Annotated in this window: 15 protein-coding genes and 3 pseudogenes; 17 read left to right on the top strand and 1 reads right to left on the bottom strand. The window is 38.7% G+C overall.

What is annotated here, in order from left to right:
* Nucleotides 1-48: 48 nt before the first annotated feature.
* The 17 genes and pseudogenes from spx to HT729_RS01640 all read left to right on the top strand — a co-directional run.
* Entirely contained in the window at nucleotides 49-447 is a 399-nt protein-coding gene (gene spx / locus HT729_RS01560; RefSeq protein ID WP_000591165.1) for a transcriptional regulator Spx, read from the top strand.
* Between the two features lie 65 nt (nucleotides 448-512).
* Complete coding sequence (locus tag HT729_RS01565) at nucleotides 513-1,082, top strand: SP0191 family lipoprotein (protein WP_000725129.1); 570 nt, start codon at nucleotides 513-515, stop codon at nucleotides 1,080-1,082.
* Nucleotides 1,083-1,168: 86 nt separating this feature from the next.
* Complete coding sequence (locus HT729_RS01570; RefSeq protein WP_000507059.1) at nucleotides 1,169-1,435, top strand: IreB family regulatory phosphoprotein; 267 nt, start codon at nucleotides 1,169-1,171, stop codon at nucleotides 1,433-1,435.
* Between the two features lie 3 nt (nucleotides 1,436-1,438).
* Entirely contained in the window at nucleotides 1,439-1,858 is a 420-nt protein-coding gene (gene ruvX, locus HT729_RS01575) for a Holliday junction resolvase RuvX (RefSeq protein WP_172931585.1), read from the top strand.
* A 15-nt stretch (nucleotides 1,859-1,873) separates the two neighbouring features.
* Nucleotides 1,874-2,179 (top strand): DUF1292 domain-containing protein, encoded by a 306-nt coding sequence (locus HT729_RS01580; RefSeq protein WP_000017620.1) that lies wholly within the window; start codon nucleotides 1,874-1,876, stop codon nucleotides 2,177-2,179.
* Nucleotides 2,180-2,188: 9 nt separating this feature from the next.
* Nucleotides 2,189-2,425 carry a hypothetical protein gene (locus HT729_RS01585; RefSeq protein WP_191995009.1) on the top strand — a complete coding sequence of 79 codons (237 nt, stop codon included), beginning with the start codon at nucleotides 2,189-2,191 and terminating at the stop codon, nucleotides 2,423-2,425.
* 107 nt (nucleotides 2,426-2,532) lie between these two features.
* Nucleotides 2,533-3,783 carry a folylpolyglutamate synthase/dihydrofolate synthase family protein gene (locus HT729_RS01590; RefSeq protein WP_000464365.1) on the top strand — a complete coding sequence of 417 codons (1,251 nt, stop codon included), beginning with the start codon at nucleotides 2,533-2,535 and terminating at the stop codon, nucleotides 3,781-3,783.
* An 83-nt stretch (nucleotides 3,784-3,866) separates the two neighbouring features.
* Nucleotides 3,867-4,331, top strand: a pseudogene (locus HT729_RS01595) (SP_0198 family lipoprotein).
* A gap of 107 nt (nucleotides 4,332-4,438) precedes the next feature.
* Complete coding sequence (cls, locus tag HT729_RS01600; protein ID WP_166736637.1) at nucleotides 4,439-5,971, top strand: cardiolipin synthase; 1,533 nt, start codon at nucleotides 4,439-4,441, stop codon at nucleotides 5,969-5,971.
* Nucleotides 5,972-6,226: 255 nt separating this feature from the next.
* Entirely contained in the window at nucleotides 6,227-7,765 is a 1,539-nt protein-coding gene (locus HT729_RS01605; protein WP_166736638.1) for a damage-inducible protein CinA, read from the top strand.
* Nucleotides 7,766-7,884: 119 nt separating this feature from the next.
* Complete coding sequence (gene nrdD, locus HT729_RS01610; protein WP_166736639.1) at nucleotides 7,885-10,092, top strand: anaerobic ribonucleoside-triphosphate reductase; 2,208 nt, start codon at nucleotides 7,885-7,887, stop codon at nucleotides 10,090-10,092.
* A gap of 102 nt (nucleotides 10,093-10,194) precedes the next feature.
* The gene (locus tag HT729_RS01615; RefSeq protein ID WP_138702592.1) at nucleotides 10,195-10,881 is read left to right on the top strand and encodes a hypothetical protein; all 687 of its coding nucleotides are present in this window, start codon (nucleotides 10,195-10,197) and stop codon (nucleotides 10,879-10,881) included.
* Nucleotides 10,882-10,892: 11 nt separating this feature from the next.
* Complete coding sequence (locus HT729_RS01620; protein ID WP_000521618.1) at nucleotides 10,893-11,033, top strand: hypothetical protein; 141 nt, start codon at nucleotides 10,893-10,895, stop codon at nucleotides 11,031-11,033.
* A gap of 43 nt (nucleotides 11,034-11,076) precedes the next feature.
* Entirely contained in the window at nucleotides 11,077-11,577 is a 501-nt protein-coding gene (locus HT729_RS01625) for a GNAT family N-acetyltransferase (protein WP_054392569.1), read from the top strand.
* A gap of 5 nt (nucleotides 11,578-11,582) precedes the next feature.
* A complete protein-coding gene (gene nrdG / locus HT729_RS01630; protein WP_054392570.1) occupies nucleotides 11,583-12,179 on the top strand; it encodes an anaerobic ribonucleoside-triphosphate reductase activating protein in 597 nt (198 codons plus the stop codon).
* Nucleotides 12,176-12,427, top strand: a pseudogene (locus HT729_RS01635) (phosphoribulokinase); the annotation flags it as partial. The gene nrdG and the pseudogene HT729_RS01635, both read left to right, overlap by 4 nt.
* Nucleotides 12,419-12,565: pseudogene (locus tag HT729_RS01640) on the top strand (transposase); the annotation flags it as partial. The pseudogenes HT729_RS01635 and HT729_RS01640, both read left to right, overlap by 9 nt.
* A gap of 273 nt (nucleotides 12,566-12,838) precedes the next feature.
* Here the strand turns inward: HT729_RS01640 and HT729_RS01645 are convergent.
* Nucleotides 12,839-14,392 (bottom strand): ABC transporter permease, encoded by a 1,554-nt coding sequence (locus tag HT729_RS01645; protein ID WP_172931586.1) that lies wholly within the window; start codon nucleotides 14,390-14,392, stop codon nucleotides 12,839-12,841.
* Between the last annotated feature and the right edge of the window lie 15 nt (nucleotides 14,393-14,407).

Here is a 14,407-nt window from a genome sequence, read left to right on the forward strand (position 1 = left end):
GTATAATAGACTAAACTGATAGTAACATGTAGCGAAAGGGGTAGGTACATGATTAAAATTTATACAGTCTCAAGTTGTACTAGCTGTAAAAAAGCAAAAACCTGGCTTAATGCCCACCAGTTAAGTTATAAAGAACAAAACCTTGGTAAAGAAGGAATTACGCGAGAAGAATTACTGGATATTCTAACCAAAACAGATAACGGAATAGCCAGTATCGTCTCATCTAAAAATCGCTATGCCAAAGCCCTTGGAGTGGATATTGAAGATTTGAGTGTTAACGAAGTCCTCAATCTGATTATGGAAACACCTAGAATTTTAAAGAGCCCAATCCTTGTAGATGAAAAACGCCTGCAAGTTGGCTATAAGGAAGACGATATTCGTGCCTTCCTACCACGCTCTGTCCGTAATGTAGAAAATGCAGAAGCACGTTTGCGTGCAGCTCTATAAACATCAAGGCTGGGAGCAATTCCCAGTCTTATTCTATTTTAATTTCAAAAAGAAAGAAGAAAGAAATGAAAAAAATAGTTCTTGTTAGTCTAGCTTTCCTTTTTGTCCTGGTTGGTTGCGGACAGAAAAAAGAAACTGGACCAGCTACAAAAACAGAAAAAGATACGCTTCAGTCGGCATTGCCAGTTATTGAAAATGCTGAGAAGAATACAGTTGTAACCAAGACTTTGGTCTTGCCCAAGTCAGATGATGGTAGCCAGCAGATCCAAACCATTACTTACAAAGACAAGATTTTTTTGAGTCTAACTATCCAACAAAAGCGTCCAGTCTCAGATGAGCTGAAGACCTACATTGACCAACATGGAGTGGAGGAAACTCAAAAAGCTCTTCTCGAGGCGGAAGAGAAAGACGACTCCATCATAGAAGCTCGTAAATTAGCAGGATTTAAGCTTGAAACAAAACTATTGAGTGCAACAGAACTTCAAACAACGACTGGTTTTGATTTTCAAGTTTTGGATGTCAAGAAGGCTTCTCAGTTAGAATATTTGAAGAATATTGGCTTAGAAAATCTTTTGAAGAATGAACCAAGCAAATATATTTCAGACAGATTGGCAAATGGTGCGACAGAACAATAGAAAATCCAAATAAATAAACTGCCTGAATTGTAGAAGGTAAGGAATTATGCTATAATGGTACTATTCTAAGGAAAGAGGGTGTTAGAATGGGATTTACTGAAGAAACCGTACGTTTTAAATTGGACGATTCCAATAAAAAAGAAATTAGCGAAACTTTGACAGATGTTTATGCTTCGTTGAACGATAAGGGCTACAACCCAATTAACCAAATCGTAGGTTACGTATTGAGTGGAGACCCTGCCTACGTTCCTCGTTATAATAATGCACGAAATCAAATCCGTAAGTATGAGCGTGATGAAATCGTTGAGGAATTGGTTCGCTACTACCTTAAAGGACAAGGAGTCGATCTGTAACCTATGAGAATTATGGGATTGGACGTCGGTTCAAAAACGGTAGGGGTGGCCATTAGCGATCCGCTCGGTTTTACAGCTCAAGGGCTTGAAATCATCCAAATCAATGAGGAGCAAGGCCAATTTGGTTTTGACCGCGTTAAGGAGCTGGTTGATGCTTACAAGGTGGAACGATTTGTAGTGGGCCTGCCTAAAAACATGAACAATACAAGCGGACCGCGCGTAGAAGCTAGTCAAGCCTACGGAGCAAAGCTAGAAGAGTTTTTTGGTTTACCAGTAGACTATCAGGATGAACGCTTGACAACAGTGGCTGCTGAGCGTATGTTGATTGAACAAGCAGATATCAGTCGCAATAAGCGCAAGAAAGTCATTGATAAGTTAGCAGCTCAGCTGATTTTACAAAATTATTTAGATAGAAAATTTTAATATAAAGGAGAGGATATGTCACACGATCATAACCACGACCACGAAGAACGTGAACTAATCACACTAGTAGATGAGCAAGGAAATGAAACCTTGTTTGAAATCCTTTTGACAATTGATGGAAAAGAAGAATTTGGTAAAAACTATGTTCTTCTAGTACCAGTTAACGCAGAAGAAGACGAAGACGGACAAGTTGAAATCCAAGCTTACTCATTCATCGAAAACGAAGATGGAACAGAAGGCGAATTGCAACCAATCCCAGAAGACTCAGAAGACGAATGGAACATGATTGAAGAAGTCTTCAATAGTTTTATGGAGGAGTAAAAACGTCCTGTGGACGTTTTTAGCCCAGCGCTAGAAATTAGAAACGCAGGTAGTCTGGGAGACTGTATCAGCCCAACTCCCAGAAATGGGGAAGAGTTGGAACGTCCTGTGGACGTTTTTAGCCCTGCGCTAGAAATTAGAAACGCAGGTAGTCTGGGAGACTGTATCAGCCCAACTCCCAGAAATGGGGAAGAGTTGGAACGTCCTGTGGATGTTTTAGCCCAAGTTAATATTCATAGTTGTTAGTGATTAGCTAACCAGGTGAGAGGTCGGGACGAAAATCCTGACCTCATTTTTTGTTATCTACGGAATTTTGCTAGATAATTGATTAGACTTTTGTCAAGGAGATGTGTATGTTTGAAGTAGGAGAATGGCTTTATAGTCGGATTGGTTTGAATTTTCGATCAGGTTTAGGCCGAATACAGCAAGCGGTGGATTTGTTAGGGAATCCAGAGAAGTCTTATCCTATTATCCATGTAACAGGGACTAATGGGAAAGGATCTACCATTGCTTTTATGAGGGAGTTATTTATGGGGCATGGCAAAAAAGTCGCGACCTTTACCTCCCCTCATATCGTCTCTATCAATGATCGAATCTGCATTAATGGGCAATCTATAGCAGACACAGACTTTATCCGTTTGGCTGAGCAGGTCAAGGAGATGGAGAAAACGCTTCTGCAAACCCATGATCAGTTGTCCTTTTTTGAACTGCTGACCTTGATTGCTTTTCTTTATTTTAGAGAGCAAGAAGTGGATTTGGTTTTACTAGAAGTGGGAATTGGCGGCTTACTTGACACGACCAATGTGGTAACTGGAGAGCTTGCTGTTATCACCTCCATTGGGCTTGACCATCAGGAAACCTTGGGTGATAGTCTGGAAGCAATCGCAGAGCAGAAAGCTGGTATTTTCAAGGCTGGTAAGAAGGCAGTGATTGCGAAATTGCCTCCAGAAGCTAGGCTTGTCTGTCAGAAAAAAGCAGACTCTTTAGCTGTTGATCTTTATCAGGCAGGTCAAGATTTTTCAATGCTGAATGGTAATTTTTCAAGCTCTTTACTAAATCTTTCACAGCTGAACATAGGCTTAGAAGGAGCTTATCAGCAGGAAAATGCGGCCTTGGCGTTGCAAGCATTTCTTCTCTTTATGGGAGAAGGAAAGGAAGTTGTTTATGAGCAGGTTGTAAGACAGGCTTTGGAGAAGACCCATTGGGCTGGACGTTTGGAGCGTATTCGCCCACAGATTTACTTGGATGGTGCTCATAACCTCCCTGCCTTGACTCGCTTGGTTGAGTTTATCAAAGAAAAAGAGCAGGAAGCCTATCGTCCTCAAATCCTATTTGGAGCCTTGAAACGGAAGGATTATCAAGGGATGTTGGGTTATCTGACTGAAAATTTACCTCAGGTGGAACTCAAGGTGACTGGCTTTGACTATCAAGGTTCTTTGGATGAGACAGATGTAACAGGTTACGATATAGTTTCTTCTTACCGAGAATTTATCAGCAGTTTCGAAGAAAAAGCCGATACGCAGGACTTGTTATTCATTACAGGGTCTCTCTATTTTATCTCAGAAGTACGGAGCTACCTGCTGGGGCATGAACAGATAAATTGACCACCTTTTTTGAACTTGTTATACTAGGGGAATTGCTGGTTAGAGAAAATTTCTCTAAATTGGTAGCAGAAAGGAAATCCATCATGAAATTAACAAGATTCACACGTTCTCTTGCTTCTCTAGCAAGTCTTAGTCTCTTAGTAGCTTGTTCACAAAGAGCTCAACAGATTCAACAACCAGCAGCTCAAGCGCAAACACAACAAACTCAGCAATCACAACCTACTGCTTCATCGTCTACAGAAAATACAAACCAGGTAGCAACAAGTTCTTCATAAAATGCACCTGAGGCTCAACCGACTGATATTGATGGGACTTATACCGGTCAGGATGACGGAGACCGTATTACTTTAGTGGTAACTGGAACGACTGGTACATGGACTGAGCTCGAATCTGACGGGGATCAGAAAGTCAAACAGGTCACATTTGATGCAGCAAATCAACGCATGATTATTGGTGATGATGTCAAAATTTACACTGTAAACGGTAATCAAATCATCGTAGATGATATGGCTAGAGACCCATCGGACCAAATCGTTTTAACTAAATAAGACTATGCAAGTAGAAAATAATCATAAATACTTGCCTTCTGTCGAATACCTGAGTTATACTAGTATCAATTACTTGTTTTTAGCATTCAAAATATCAAGGAGGAGATATGAAATATAGAAAATTTCAATTATTGATGTCCAAGTATGGCTTTAGTCTTTCGATTATGCTACTTGAACTTTGTCTGGCTTTTGGTCTCTTTCTTTATTTAGGACGCATGGCTCCCATTTTATGGATTACTGTTCTCATTCTACTGAGTATCATCACAATTATTTCGATAGTCAACCGTAATACGACTCCTGAGAATAAGGTAACCTGGTTATTAGTAGCCTTTGTGCCAGTATTTGGCCCCTTGCTCTATCTGATGTTTGGTGAGAGGAGATTGTCCAAAAAAGAAATCAAACAACTGAAGAAGCTAGACTCCATGCATTTCCAAGAAGCAAATAGCCAGCTACTAAAAGAGGAATTAAAAGAAAGTGACAAGGCGGCATATGGCGTCATCAAGTCCTTATTGAGTATGGATACCAATGCCGATGTCTATGATCAAACTGCCTCTACATTTTTTCCTAACGGAGAAGCTATGTGGAAAAAGATGGTAGAAGATCTTAAAAAGGCTGAAAAATTTATTTTCTTGGAATATTACATTATAGAAGAAGGTTTGATGTGGAATCGCATACTAGATATACTAGAGCAAAAGGTCGCTCAAGGAGTTGAGGTTAAACTGCTCTATGATGATATCGGCTGTATGGCTACTTTAACAGGAGATTATGCACATCGACTTCGTCAGCTGGGCATCGAGGCCCATAAATTCAATAAAGTTATTCCTCGTTTGACAGTGGCCTATAATAACAGAGATCATAGAAAAATATTGATTGTTGATGGTCAGATAGCTTATACAGGAGGCATTAACTTAGCCGATGAGTACATTAACCATGTCGAGAGATTTGGTTATTGGAAGGATAGTGGAATTCGCTTAGACGGACTAGCAGTAAAAGCCCTGACACGCTTGTTTTTAACCACTTGGTACATCAATCGAGGAGAGATTAGTGATTTTGATCAATATCATTTAGAAAATCATTCTATCCCAAGTGACGGTTTAACCATTCCATACGGAAGTGGACCCAAGCCAATTTTTCGAACGCAGGTAGGGAAAAAGGTTTATCAGAGTTTGATCAATCAAGCAACGGAATCGGTCTATATTACGACACCTTATTTGATCATAGACTATGATTTAACGGAGACAATCAAAAATGCAGCTATGAGAGGGGTCGATGTTCGGATTGTTACCCCTTACATACCAGATAAGAAGTTCATTCAGTTAGTCACAAGAGGCGCTTATCCAGACCTTCTTTCTGCTGGTGTTCGAATTTATGAGTATAGTCCAGGTTTTATTCATAGTAAGCAGATGTTGGTAGACGAAGATTTTGCGGTGGTGGGGACAATCAATCTCGACTACCGGAGCTTGGTACACCATTATGAAAATGCAGTCTTACTCTATAAAACTCCTTCTATAATGGAAATAGCCCGAGATTTTCAAAATATATTTGCAGATTCTCAGGAAGTCTATCCTCATTCTATCAAAACGAGCTGGTATCAAAAACTTGTAAAAGAAATTGCCCAGTTATTCGCCCCAATCTTATAAGAAATCTAGGACTTAGGACACAAACCAGTCCTCTTTTTCTTGCTTTTTACGAATAGAAAGATATAGGGAGGGACGATGCTGACTCAGAAAGAATTGGATTATATCATGTCATTTAAACAGACACATTTACACCGCTTTCGGGAGATTGAAATCTTTGTAAACTTATGCAAAAAATCACTCAAACAGCCATCGCAAGCTGACAATCCTAGGACTTTTTGATATACTAAGACAGATAAATTGAATAGGAGAAACGATATGAGTGTGTATGGTAGAGTAGAAGAAGTTCATCAGGAGAATCGTGAACCTCTAGAATACCAAATCAAACAAGAATTGCATCATCGTGAATCAAGTCGTCTTCCTTTGGTGAAAATTTTACTATGGAGTACACTTGTAACGGGGATAACTCTAGGAGTACCGCTATTACTCGATTTAATGAGTGCACAGGAAGTGCAGGATTTTTATGCAGGTTGGGCGCTTCATCAGACAGGGAAGATTTATAGCGACTATTATGGAAGTCAAGGTTTGCTTTATTATTTGCTGACTTACGTGACTCAGGGCGGATTTTTCTTTGCCATCTTTGAGTGGTTAGCCTTGGTAGCAGGAGGATTTTTCCTCTTTCGATCGGCAGACACCTTGACAGAGCAAGGAGACCAAGCTGGACAAGTAGTGACTATTTTTTACATGCTAGTTACAGGTCTTGCTTTTGGTGGAGGTTATGCGACTCTTTTAGCGCTTCCTTTCTTATTCGCAGCCTTTAGTTTAGTTGCGGCTTATCTAAGCAATCCAAGCCATGATAAGGGATTTGTACGGATTGGGCTGGCTTTGGCAGGCGGATTTTTCTTTGCTCCCTTGGCATCGCTCCTGTTTATTGCTGTAGTGAGTTTAGGCTTGTTGGTCTTTAACCTTGGGCATAGACGCTTTGCACATGGATTTTATCAGTTTCTTGCAGTGACTTTAGGTTTTTCACTGGTCTTTTATCCAACTGCCTACTATAGTGTTGCAACAGGAAGTTTTGGGGATGCCATTAGTGGTATTCGCTATCCCATTGACAGTATTCGCTTTGATTTCACTTCTAAAATTTTAGAGAATATGGCTTTTTATGGCTTGTTGTCCCTTGGTTTGGGATTTGTGGTTTGTATCTTTTTAGGTCTCTTTCAATCCAAACCTTCTAAACTATACGTCATTTCGGTTCCTGCAAGTCTTGTGACAATTTTAGGTTTGATTTTGCTTTTCTTTTCACAAGAGCCTCTGCACGCTTCTTATTTGATGGTCGTCTTCCCTGTTTTCCTACTTTTATTGGTAACCAATATTAAGAGTCAACAGAGGGGGCGTAGTGTTAGAAGAAGACGAAGAGAAACGCCAGTTAGCCTATGGAGTCGTTTTTTTAAAGGAAATCTATATCTGCCAGTTTTAGGGCTTGTCTATCTTTTGACTGTTCCTTTTTTGATGAAGTTTGTCCTTTATCCGGTACCTTATCAAGAACGTAATCGTCTTGCTGATTTGGTAAAAGAGGAGACAAATACGGAAGATGCTATCTATGCATGGGATGATACTGCAACTCTTTATCGTAAGAGTGAGCGCTTGTCGCCATCGGCTATTTTGTCCCCGTTGCACTATACAGCAACTGAGGAAAATCGGAATAAGTTACTTAATGACTTGAAAGAAAAACAACCTAAGGTGATTGTGGTAAATGACAAGGTGCCAGTCTGGTCTGAAGTGGAGATACTCTTAAAAGAAAATTACCAACAAGTAAAGACTGATTACTCAGAGTTTAAAGTCTATAAAATTAAATAACCAAATCAATATCTTGTGTATTTTTAAAAATTTTAGGATTTTTAACACAAGATATTGATTTTTCTTTTTAGAGTGGTATAATACTTTTTAGAAAGAACATTTTAGAAAAGAGCATGCATATGATTGCACTAGAAGAAAAAATTACAATTTTGCCAACTCTCTTCGTCGAGAAACGAGATGGGAGACGTGTTGTATTTGATGTGGATAAGATTGACAAGGCTCTCCACAAGGCGGCTGACAAGGTTATGGATGTGACACCCTTGGTCGAAAAACGCCTAAATGCTCTGACCGAGCGAATTGTCACAGAAATTCATAGTCGCTTTCCACAGGGGGTTAAGATTTACGAAATTCAAAATATCGTAGAACATGAACTGCTTGAAGCCAAAGAATATGCGCTGGCTGAGGAGTATATTACTTATCGGACACAAAGGGATTTTGAGCGTTCAAAAGCGACGGATATCAACTTTAGTATCCATAAGCTTCTCAACAAAGATCAGGCAGTTGTCAATGAAAATGCCAATAAAGACAGCGACGTCTTTAATACCCAGCGTGATTTGACAGCAGGCATTGTTGGGAAATCAATCGGACTGCAAATGCTTCCCAAGCACGTAGCCAATGCCCACCAAAAAGGGGATATCCACTATCACGATTTGGACTACAGTCCCTATACACCTATGACCAACTGCTGTTTGATTGATTTTAAAGGTATGTTGGAAAATGGTTTTAAGATTGGAAATGCAGAGGTGGAAAGTCCTAAGTCTATCCAGACTGCAACAGCTCAGATTTCCCAAATCATCGCCAACGTTGCTTCTAGCCAGTACGGTGGCTGTTCAGCTGACCGTATCGATGAAGTTTTGGCGCCTTATGCAGAGAAGAACTATCAAAAACATCTCAAAGATGCGGAAGAATGGGTTTTGCCTGAAAAACGGGAAGATTACGCTTGGAAGAAAACGCAAAAGGACATCTATGATGCCATGCAATCTCTCGAGTATGAAATCAACACTCTCTTCACTTCAAATGGGCAAACACCTTTTACTTCGCTAGGTTTTGGTCTAGGAACTAGTCGTTTTGAGCGTGAAATTCAAAAAGCTATCTTGAACATCCGAATCAAGGGCCTTGGTTCAGAACATCGAACGGCTATCTTCCCTAAACTGATTTTTACGCTGAAAAGAGGCCTTAACTTGGAAGAAGGGACTCCCAACTACGATATTAAGCAGTTGGCTCTTGAGTGTGCAACCAAGCGGATGTATCCGGATGTTTTGTCCTATGATAAGATTGTTGACTTGACAGGTTCCTTCAAGGTACCTATGGGCTGTCGTTCTTTCCTCCAAGGATGGAAAGACGAAAATGGTGTAGAAGTCAATTCAGGTCGCATGAATCTGGGTGTTGTGACGGTTAACCTGCCTCGTATTGCCCTTGAGTCTGAGGGCGACATGAATAAGTTCTGGGAAATCTTCAATGAGCGGATGAATATCGCTGAAGATGCTCTGGTTTACCGTGTCGAACGAACTAAAGAAGCAACACCAGCCAATGCTCCTATCCTTTATCAGTACGGTGCTTTTGGTCATCGTCTAGGTAAAGAAGAAAGTGTTGACCAGCTCTTTAAGAATCGTCGGGCAACCGTTTCGCTGGGTTACATCGGTTTGTACGAAGTGGCTACCGTCTTCTTTGGAAATAGCTGGGAACACAATCCAGAAGCCAAGGAATTCACGCTGGATATCATTCGTGATATGAAACGCCGTGTAGAAGAGTGGTCTGACCAATATGGCTATCATTTTTCTATCTACTCAACACCATCTGAAAGTCTGACAGACCGTTTCTGCCGACTAGATACAGACAAGTTTGGCTCTATTCCTGATATCACAGACAAGGAATACTACACTAATTCTTTCCACTACGATGTTCGTAAAAATCCAACACCGTTTGAAAAATTGGACTTTGAGAAAGTCTATCCAGAAGCAGGTGCGTCAGGTGGTTTCATCCATTATTGTGAGTATCCAGTCCTCCAGCAAAATCCTAAGGCTCTGGAAGCTGTCTGGGATTATGCCTATGACCGTGTGGGCTATCTTGGGATCAATACTCCAATAGACCGTTGCTACAAGTGTGACTTTGAAGGGGATTTTGAACCAACTGAGAGGGGCTTTGCTTGCCCTAACTGTGGCAATAGCGACCCTAAAACAGTAGACGTTGTTAAACGGACTTGTGGATATTTAGGTAATCCTCAAGCGCGTCCGATGGTTAATGGACGTCACAAGGAAATCGCTGCGCGTGTCAAACACATGAATGGCTCAACTATTAAAATAGCTGGCCATCAAGTAACAAATTAGAAAGAAATGAAATGGGAAAATATCAATTAGATGATAAGAAGAGTATTATGTTGGATAAAAAGTAATTATCGGTTTGTAGTAGAGACGTTTGTAATTGGTTTTATGGGGATTTCCATCAGTGCTCAATCGAATCAATTAAGCAAGGTGGCTAATACTATAGCAGAACAGGCAAATAGTCTTTCAAAAGAGGCGAATAATGTAGCTAGAAAAGAATATGGAATTGAGATTACAGATATAGAGACGACTCCCCCTAAGTTGCATGCTCCAGCTACAATAATGGGGTTTGAAGGGCTTACGATTGTAGATAAGACGTTAAACTATAATATAAATATTCGTGAATTAAATGGTGTTCAACAATTAAAACTGCTATCTAAGAATGGAAATGTCATTCAAAGCGGTAGTTCGAAACGTCCGTATCTTCTTTTTAAAAGAGAGGAGCTCCAAAACGGTGAAGTTAATTTATATTTTTCAGATGAAATTCGAGAGGAGGATGGAAGTAAGATTATTCATTCGGCACCTTTAGCCACATCGATTGAAGCAAAGGAGCAAATTGGTTATTATCGTTACTTTTACATATTAGCGGAATATAATGAATCATTTCAATTGTATTTAGTGGCAATGAAAAACTCACATCAAGGAAAAGAATTATTTGAAAAATACAAAGTATATAATAAATTTGATATTCATGAGTTAAAATATTCGGATGATAAAGTATTTAAAGAGCTTGACCGTAAAATGGCAGATGAGTATGAAACTATTTATAATCAATACAATGAATTGAAGCATTAGAAAAGGAAAACATGGGAAAATATCAATTAGACGATAAGGGACGCGCACAAGTGACCCGTTATCACGAGAAACACTCTAAAGGTGGAGCTGGTAAAAAAGAACGCTTGCTCAACCTCAGAGAACAATTTTTAAATAAGAATAAGAAGAAATAAAAGTGAGAGTCAGCTCTCGCTTTTCTCTTAGTGGGAGGTAAGGATGGAACTACGAAGACCAAGATTAGCAGATAAAGAAACAGTTTTAGAGATGATGGCAGAGTTTGAGCAGACCCAATCAGCCCATGACGGAGGATTCTGGGATACAGAGAACTTTGTGTATGAAGAGTGGTTGGAAACAAATATGCAAAAAGAAATGGGAATAGGATTGCTGGAAAATCGCGTTCCATCAATTCAGTTCGTATTGTTTGATAAATCAGGCCATGCTTTAGGCTTTTTGAATCTACGGCTGAGACTACATGAGGGCTTGCTGAATCATGCTGGCCACATTGGCTACTCCATTCGTCCATCAGAAAGAGGCAAGGGTTATGCTAAGGAAACTCTCCGTCAGGGCTTGCAAGTTGCTAAGGAAAAGAATATTAAACGAGCTTTAGTGACTTGTAGCACAGAAAATCCAGCAAGCCGAGCTGTTATCTTAGCTAATGGTGGGGAGTTGGAGGATGTTCGAAACGGAACTGAGCGCTATTGGATAGACTTGGAGTAGACAGCATGACATGGAATACACCAAAACCTGGTGAATGGAAAAGCGAGGAGCTTAGTAAAGGGCGGATTATTGATTACAAGGCCTTTAACTTTGTCGATGGAGAAGGCGTGCGCAACTCCCTCTATGTCGCAGGCTGTATGTTCCACTGCGAGGGGTGCTATAATGTTGCGACTTGGTCTTTCAATGCAGGCATTCCCTATACAGCAGAATTAGAAGAGCAGATCATGGAAGATCTCGCTCAACCTTATGTTCAAGGCTTGACCTTGCTGGGAGGGGAGCCTTTTCTTAATACTGGGATTCTCTTGCCACTTGCTAAGCGGATTCGGAAGGAATTGCCAGACAAGGACATCTGGTCCTGGACCGGCTACACTTGGGAAGAAATGATGTTGGAAACTCCAGATAAACTGGAACTCTTGTCACTGATTGACATTCTTGTCGATGGACGATATGATCGAACTAAGAGAAATCATATGCTCCAGTTTCGAGGTTCGTCTAACCAACGAGTTATCGATGTGCAAAAATCGCTCAAAAGTGGGCAAGTAGTGATTTGGGACAAGCTCAATTACGGAAAAGAAAGCTATGAACAGGTGAAGAGAGAATGAAGAAAAAAGACTTAGTAGACCAACTAGTCTCAGAGATCGAGACGGGGAAAGTCAGGACACTGGGAATATACGGTCATGGAGCTTCGGGTAAATCAACCTTTGCTCAAGAATTGTACCAAGCTTTAGATTCTACTACAGTAAATTTGCTAGAAACAGATCCTTATATCACCTCAGAACGCCATCTGGTAGTGCCAAAGGACGCACCAAATCAAAAGGTGACAGCTTGTCTGCCGGTGGCGCATGAACTTTTACCTCTTCCTCCCTACTCATCTGAGTACAATCCTATTGAGAAAACATGGGCTCATATCAAAAAGCACCTCAAAAAGGTATTACCAAGTTGCAATACCTTTTACGAGTCTCTTCTGTCCTGCTCTTGTTTCAATTAACTATATCTATAGAGTAACATAAATCTCAAAAAATGGGGTGCCCCCCTCTGTTTGTTATGCAAAAAAATAGAAGATAGGATAGAGAATCGCTTTGATGATTTCAATCATATCTTCTATTCAAATAGTTAGCTCATTAAATTAATGATATTACTGAGTTCAATTCCCTCTCTTTTAATATCTTAAAGCCTCCCAATATCCATGACAATGAGATATTTTAGCTAAAATCAAAGAGTGTTCACAAAATTTGATGTAATAAACTCTTGATTAACATTGTTAAAATTGATTATTCAAAAATTTCCGGAGTTGCCTTTGTTTAACAGTGTTCAACCCCCATATATCCGATACTAACATCATCAATATAACAAGTGCAAAAATATATCCCATATTTGATAATGATGATAACGATGAAAAATAGGAGAAGTACACAGTCTTACTGAGATAAACTAAATTTAATCCTGTAGTTATTAGCACTGCACTAAAGAAAGATAAAAGAAAAATTAATATATTGTCAAAAAATATTATTGAAAAAATATACTTTTTCTTATACCCTAAGCTATATAAAATAGCTAACTCTTTTGATCTATTGATTATATATCCCTTATTTAAAAATGCAACTACTAATCCTATGACCAGAGAAATTACAGTCGAACCAACTATCAATATTCTCACTAAGCTACCATAAATATCACTAAAAGTTCCTGACCTCATATCATATCTGGAAGCTAATCGATACTTAGGAAATAGTTTTTGCAGATTTTTAGAAATAGTCTCTACATCACCAGTTATTTTTATTAACAATCCATCTTTGCTCGTCCCTACAGCATTTACATAATTTTCATAACTATCTACAATGTCTTTACTAGCCTTTGATGTTTCAGGAGTCAACGATAATATTTGTTTGTGATGCTCATATGATTCTTGACTTAAAAAATATTCAAGATTAGATTCTTCAAAATAAGATGAGTAAATTGGATAATTTGATTTCAAACTATTTTGATAATATGTTTGATAAACACCGCTAATTATTACTTTATCATTCTTTTTTTCCTTAGAGTATATATTTGCTGTTTCCAAATCAATTTCTTTTCTAAGAACTTTTTGATAGTCTTCAGTATTTAAATGTTGCAAAATAAAAGTATCTGGTACTAAAACTTCATTACTGTCATCCTTTGGATAGTCACCTGATAACAGGATTATATTCTCAGAATTATAATCTGAAATAAAGTATTTAGGAACATCGAGTTTTTGGAAATTGAATGAAAGTGAAGAAATTTTATTCCAGCCATAGTTAAACTTTCTTATTTTACTAGAAAAATCTTTTTCAGAAAAATTTAAATTTAAACTATTATAAGCATTGTTATAATTAGATTTTACACCATGATTAAATAAAATTACCTTCTCAATTCCATCAATAGATTCAACTTGTTGTTTATCTTTATCCGAAAAACCTATTCTCTTACCATCATAAGGGCTTTGTATATTATTTTCATTATAATCTTTTATTGTATCTGTATTGAGTTGCTGAGTAGATGCCACTATGACTCTTTCACTTATTCCAGAAAAAAAACTCTCAAAACTAAGTAAAGAAGCTGAACGATACGCAGTAAAGCCTAGTATAAAAATAGATATTATTAAAGTCATAGGAACTATTAGAAGTAATTGCCTCTTCATATTTCGAATTGACTTATATTTTACATAATCTATAGTAAAATTAAAGGGAATTTTTCGAGTATTTTCGTTGAAGTTATCAGATAACTTTATATTTTCCTCTGTTCTCCTGACTTCTTTAATTGTTTTATCTTTTATCTCATATACAACATCTGCCAAATTAGCCAACTCTCT

This window comes from Streptococcus sp. 79, from assembly GCF_013277425.1.
GTDB classification, from domain to species: domain Bacteria; phylum Bacillota; class Bacilli; order Lactobacillales; family Streptococcaceae; genus Streptococcus; species Streptococcus pseudopneumoniae.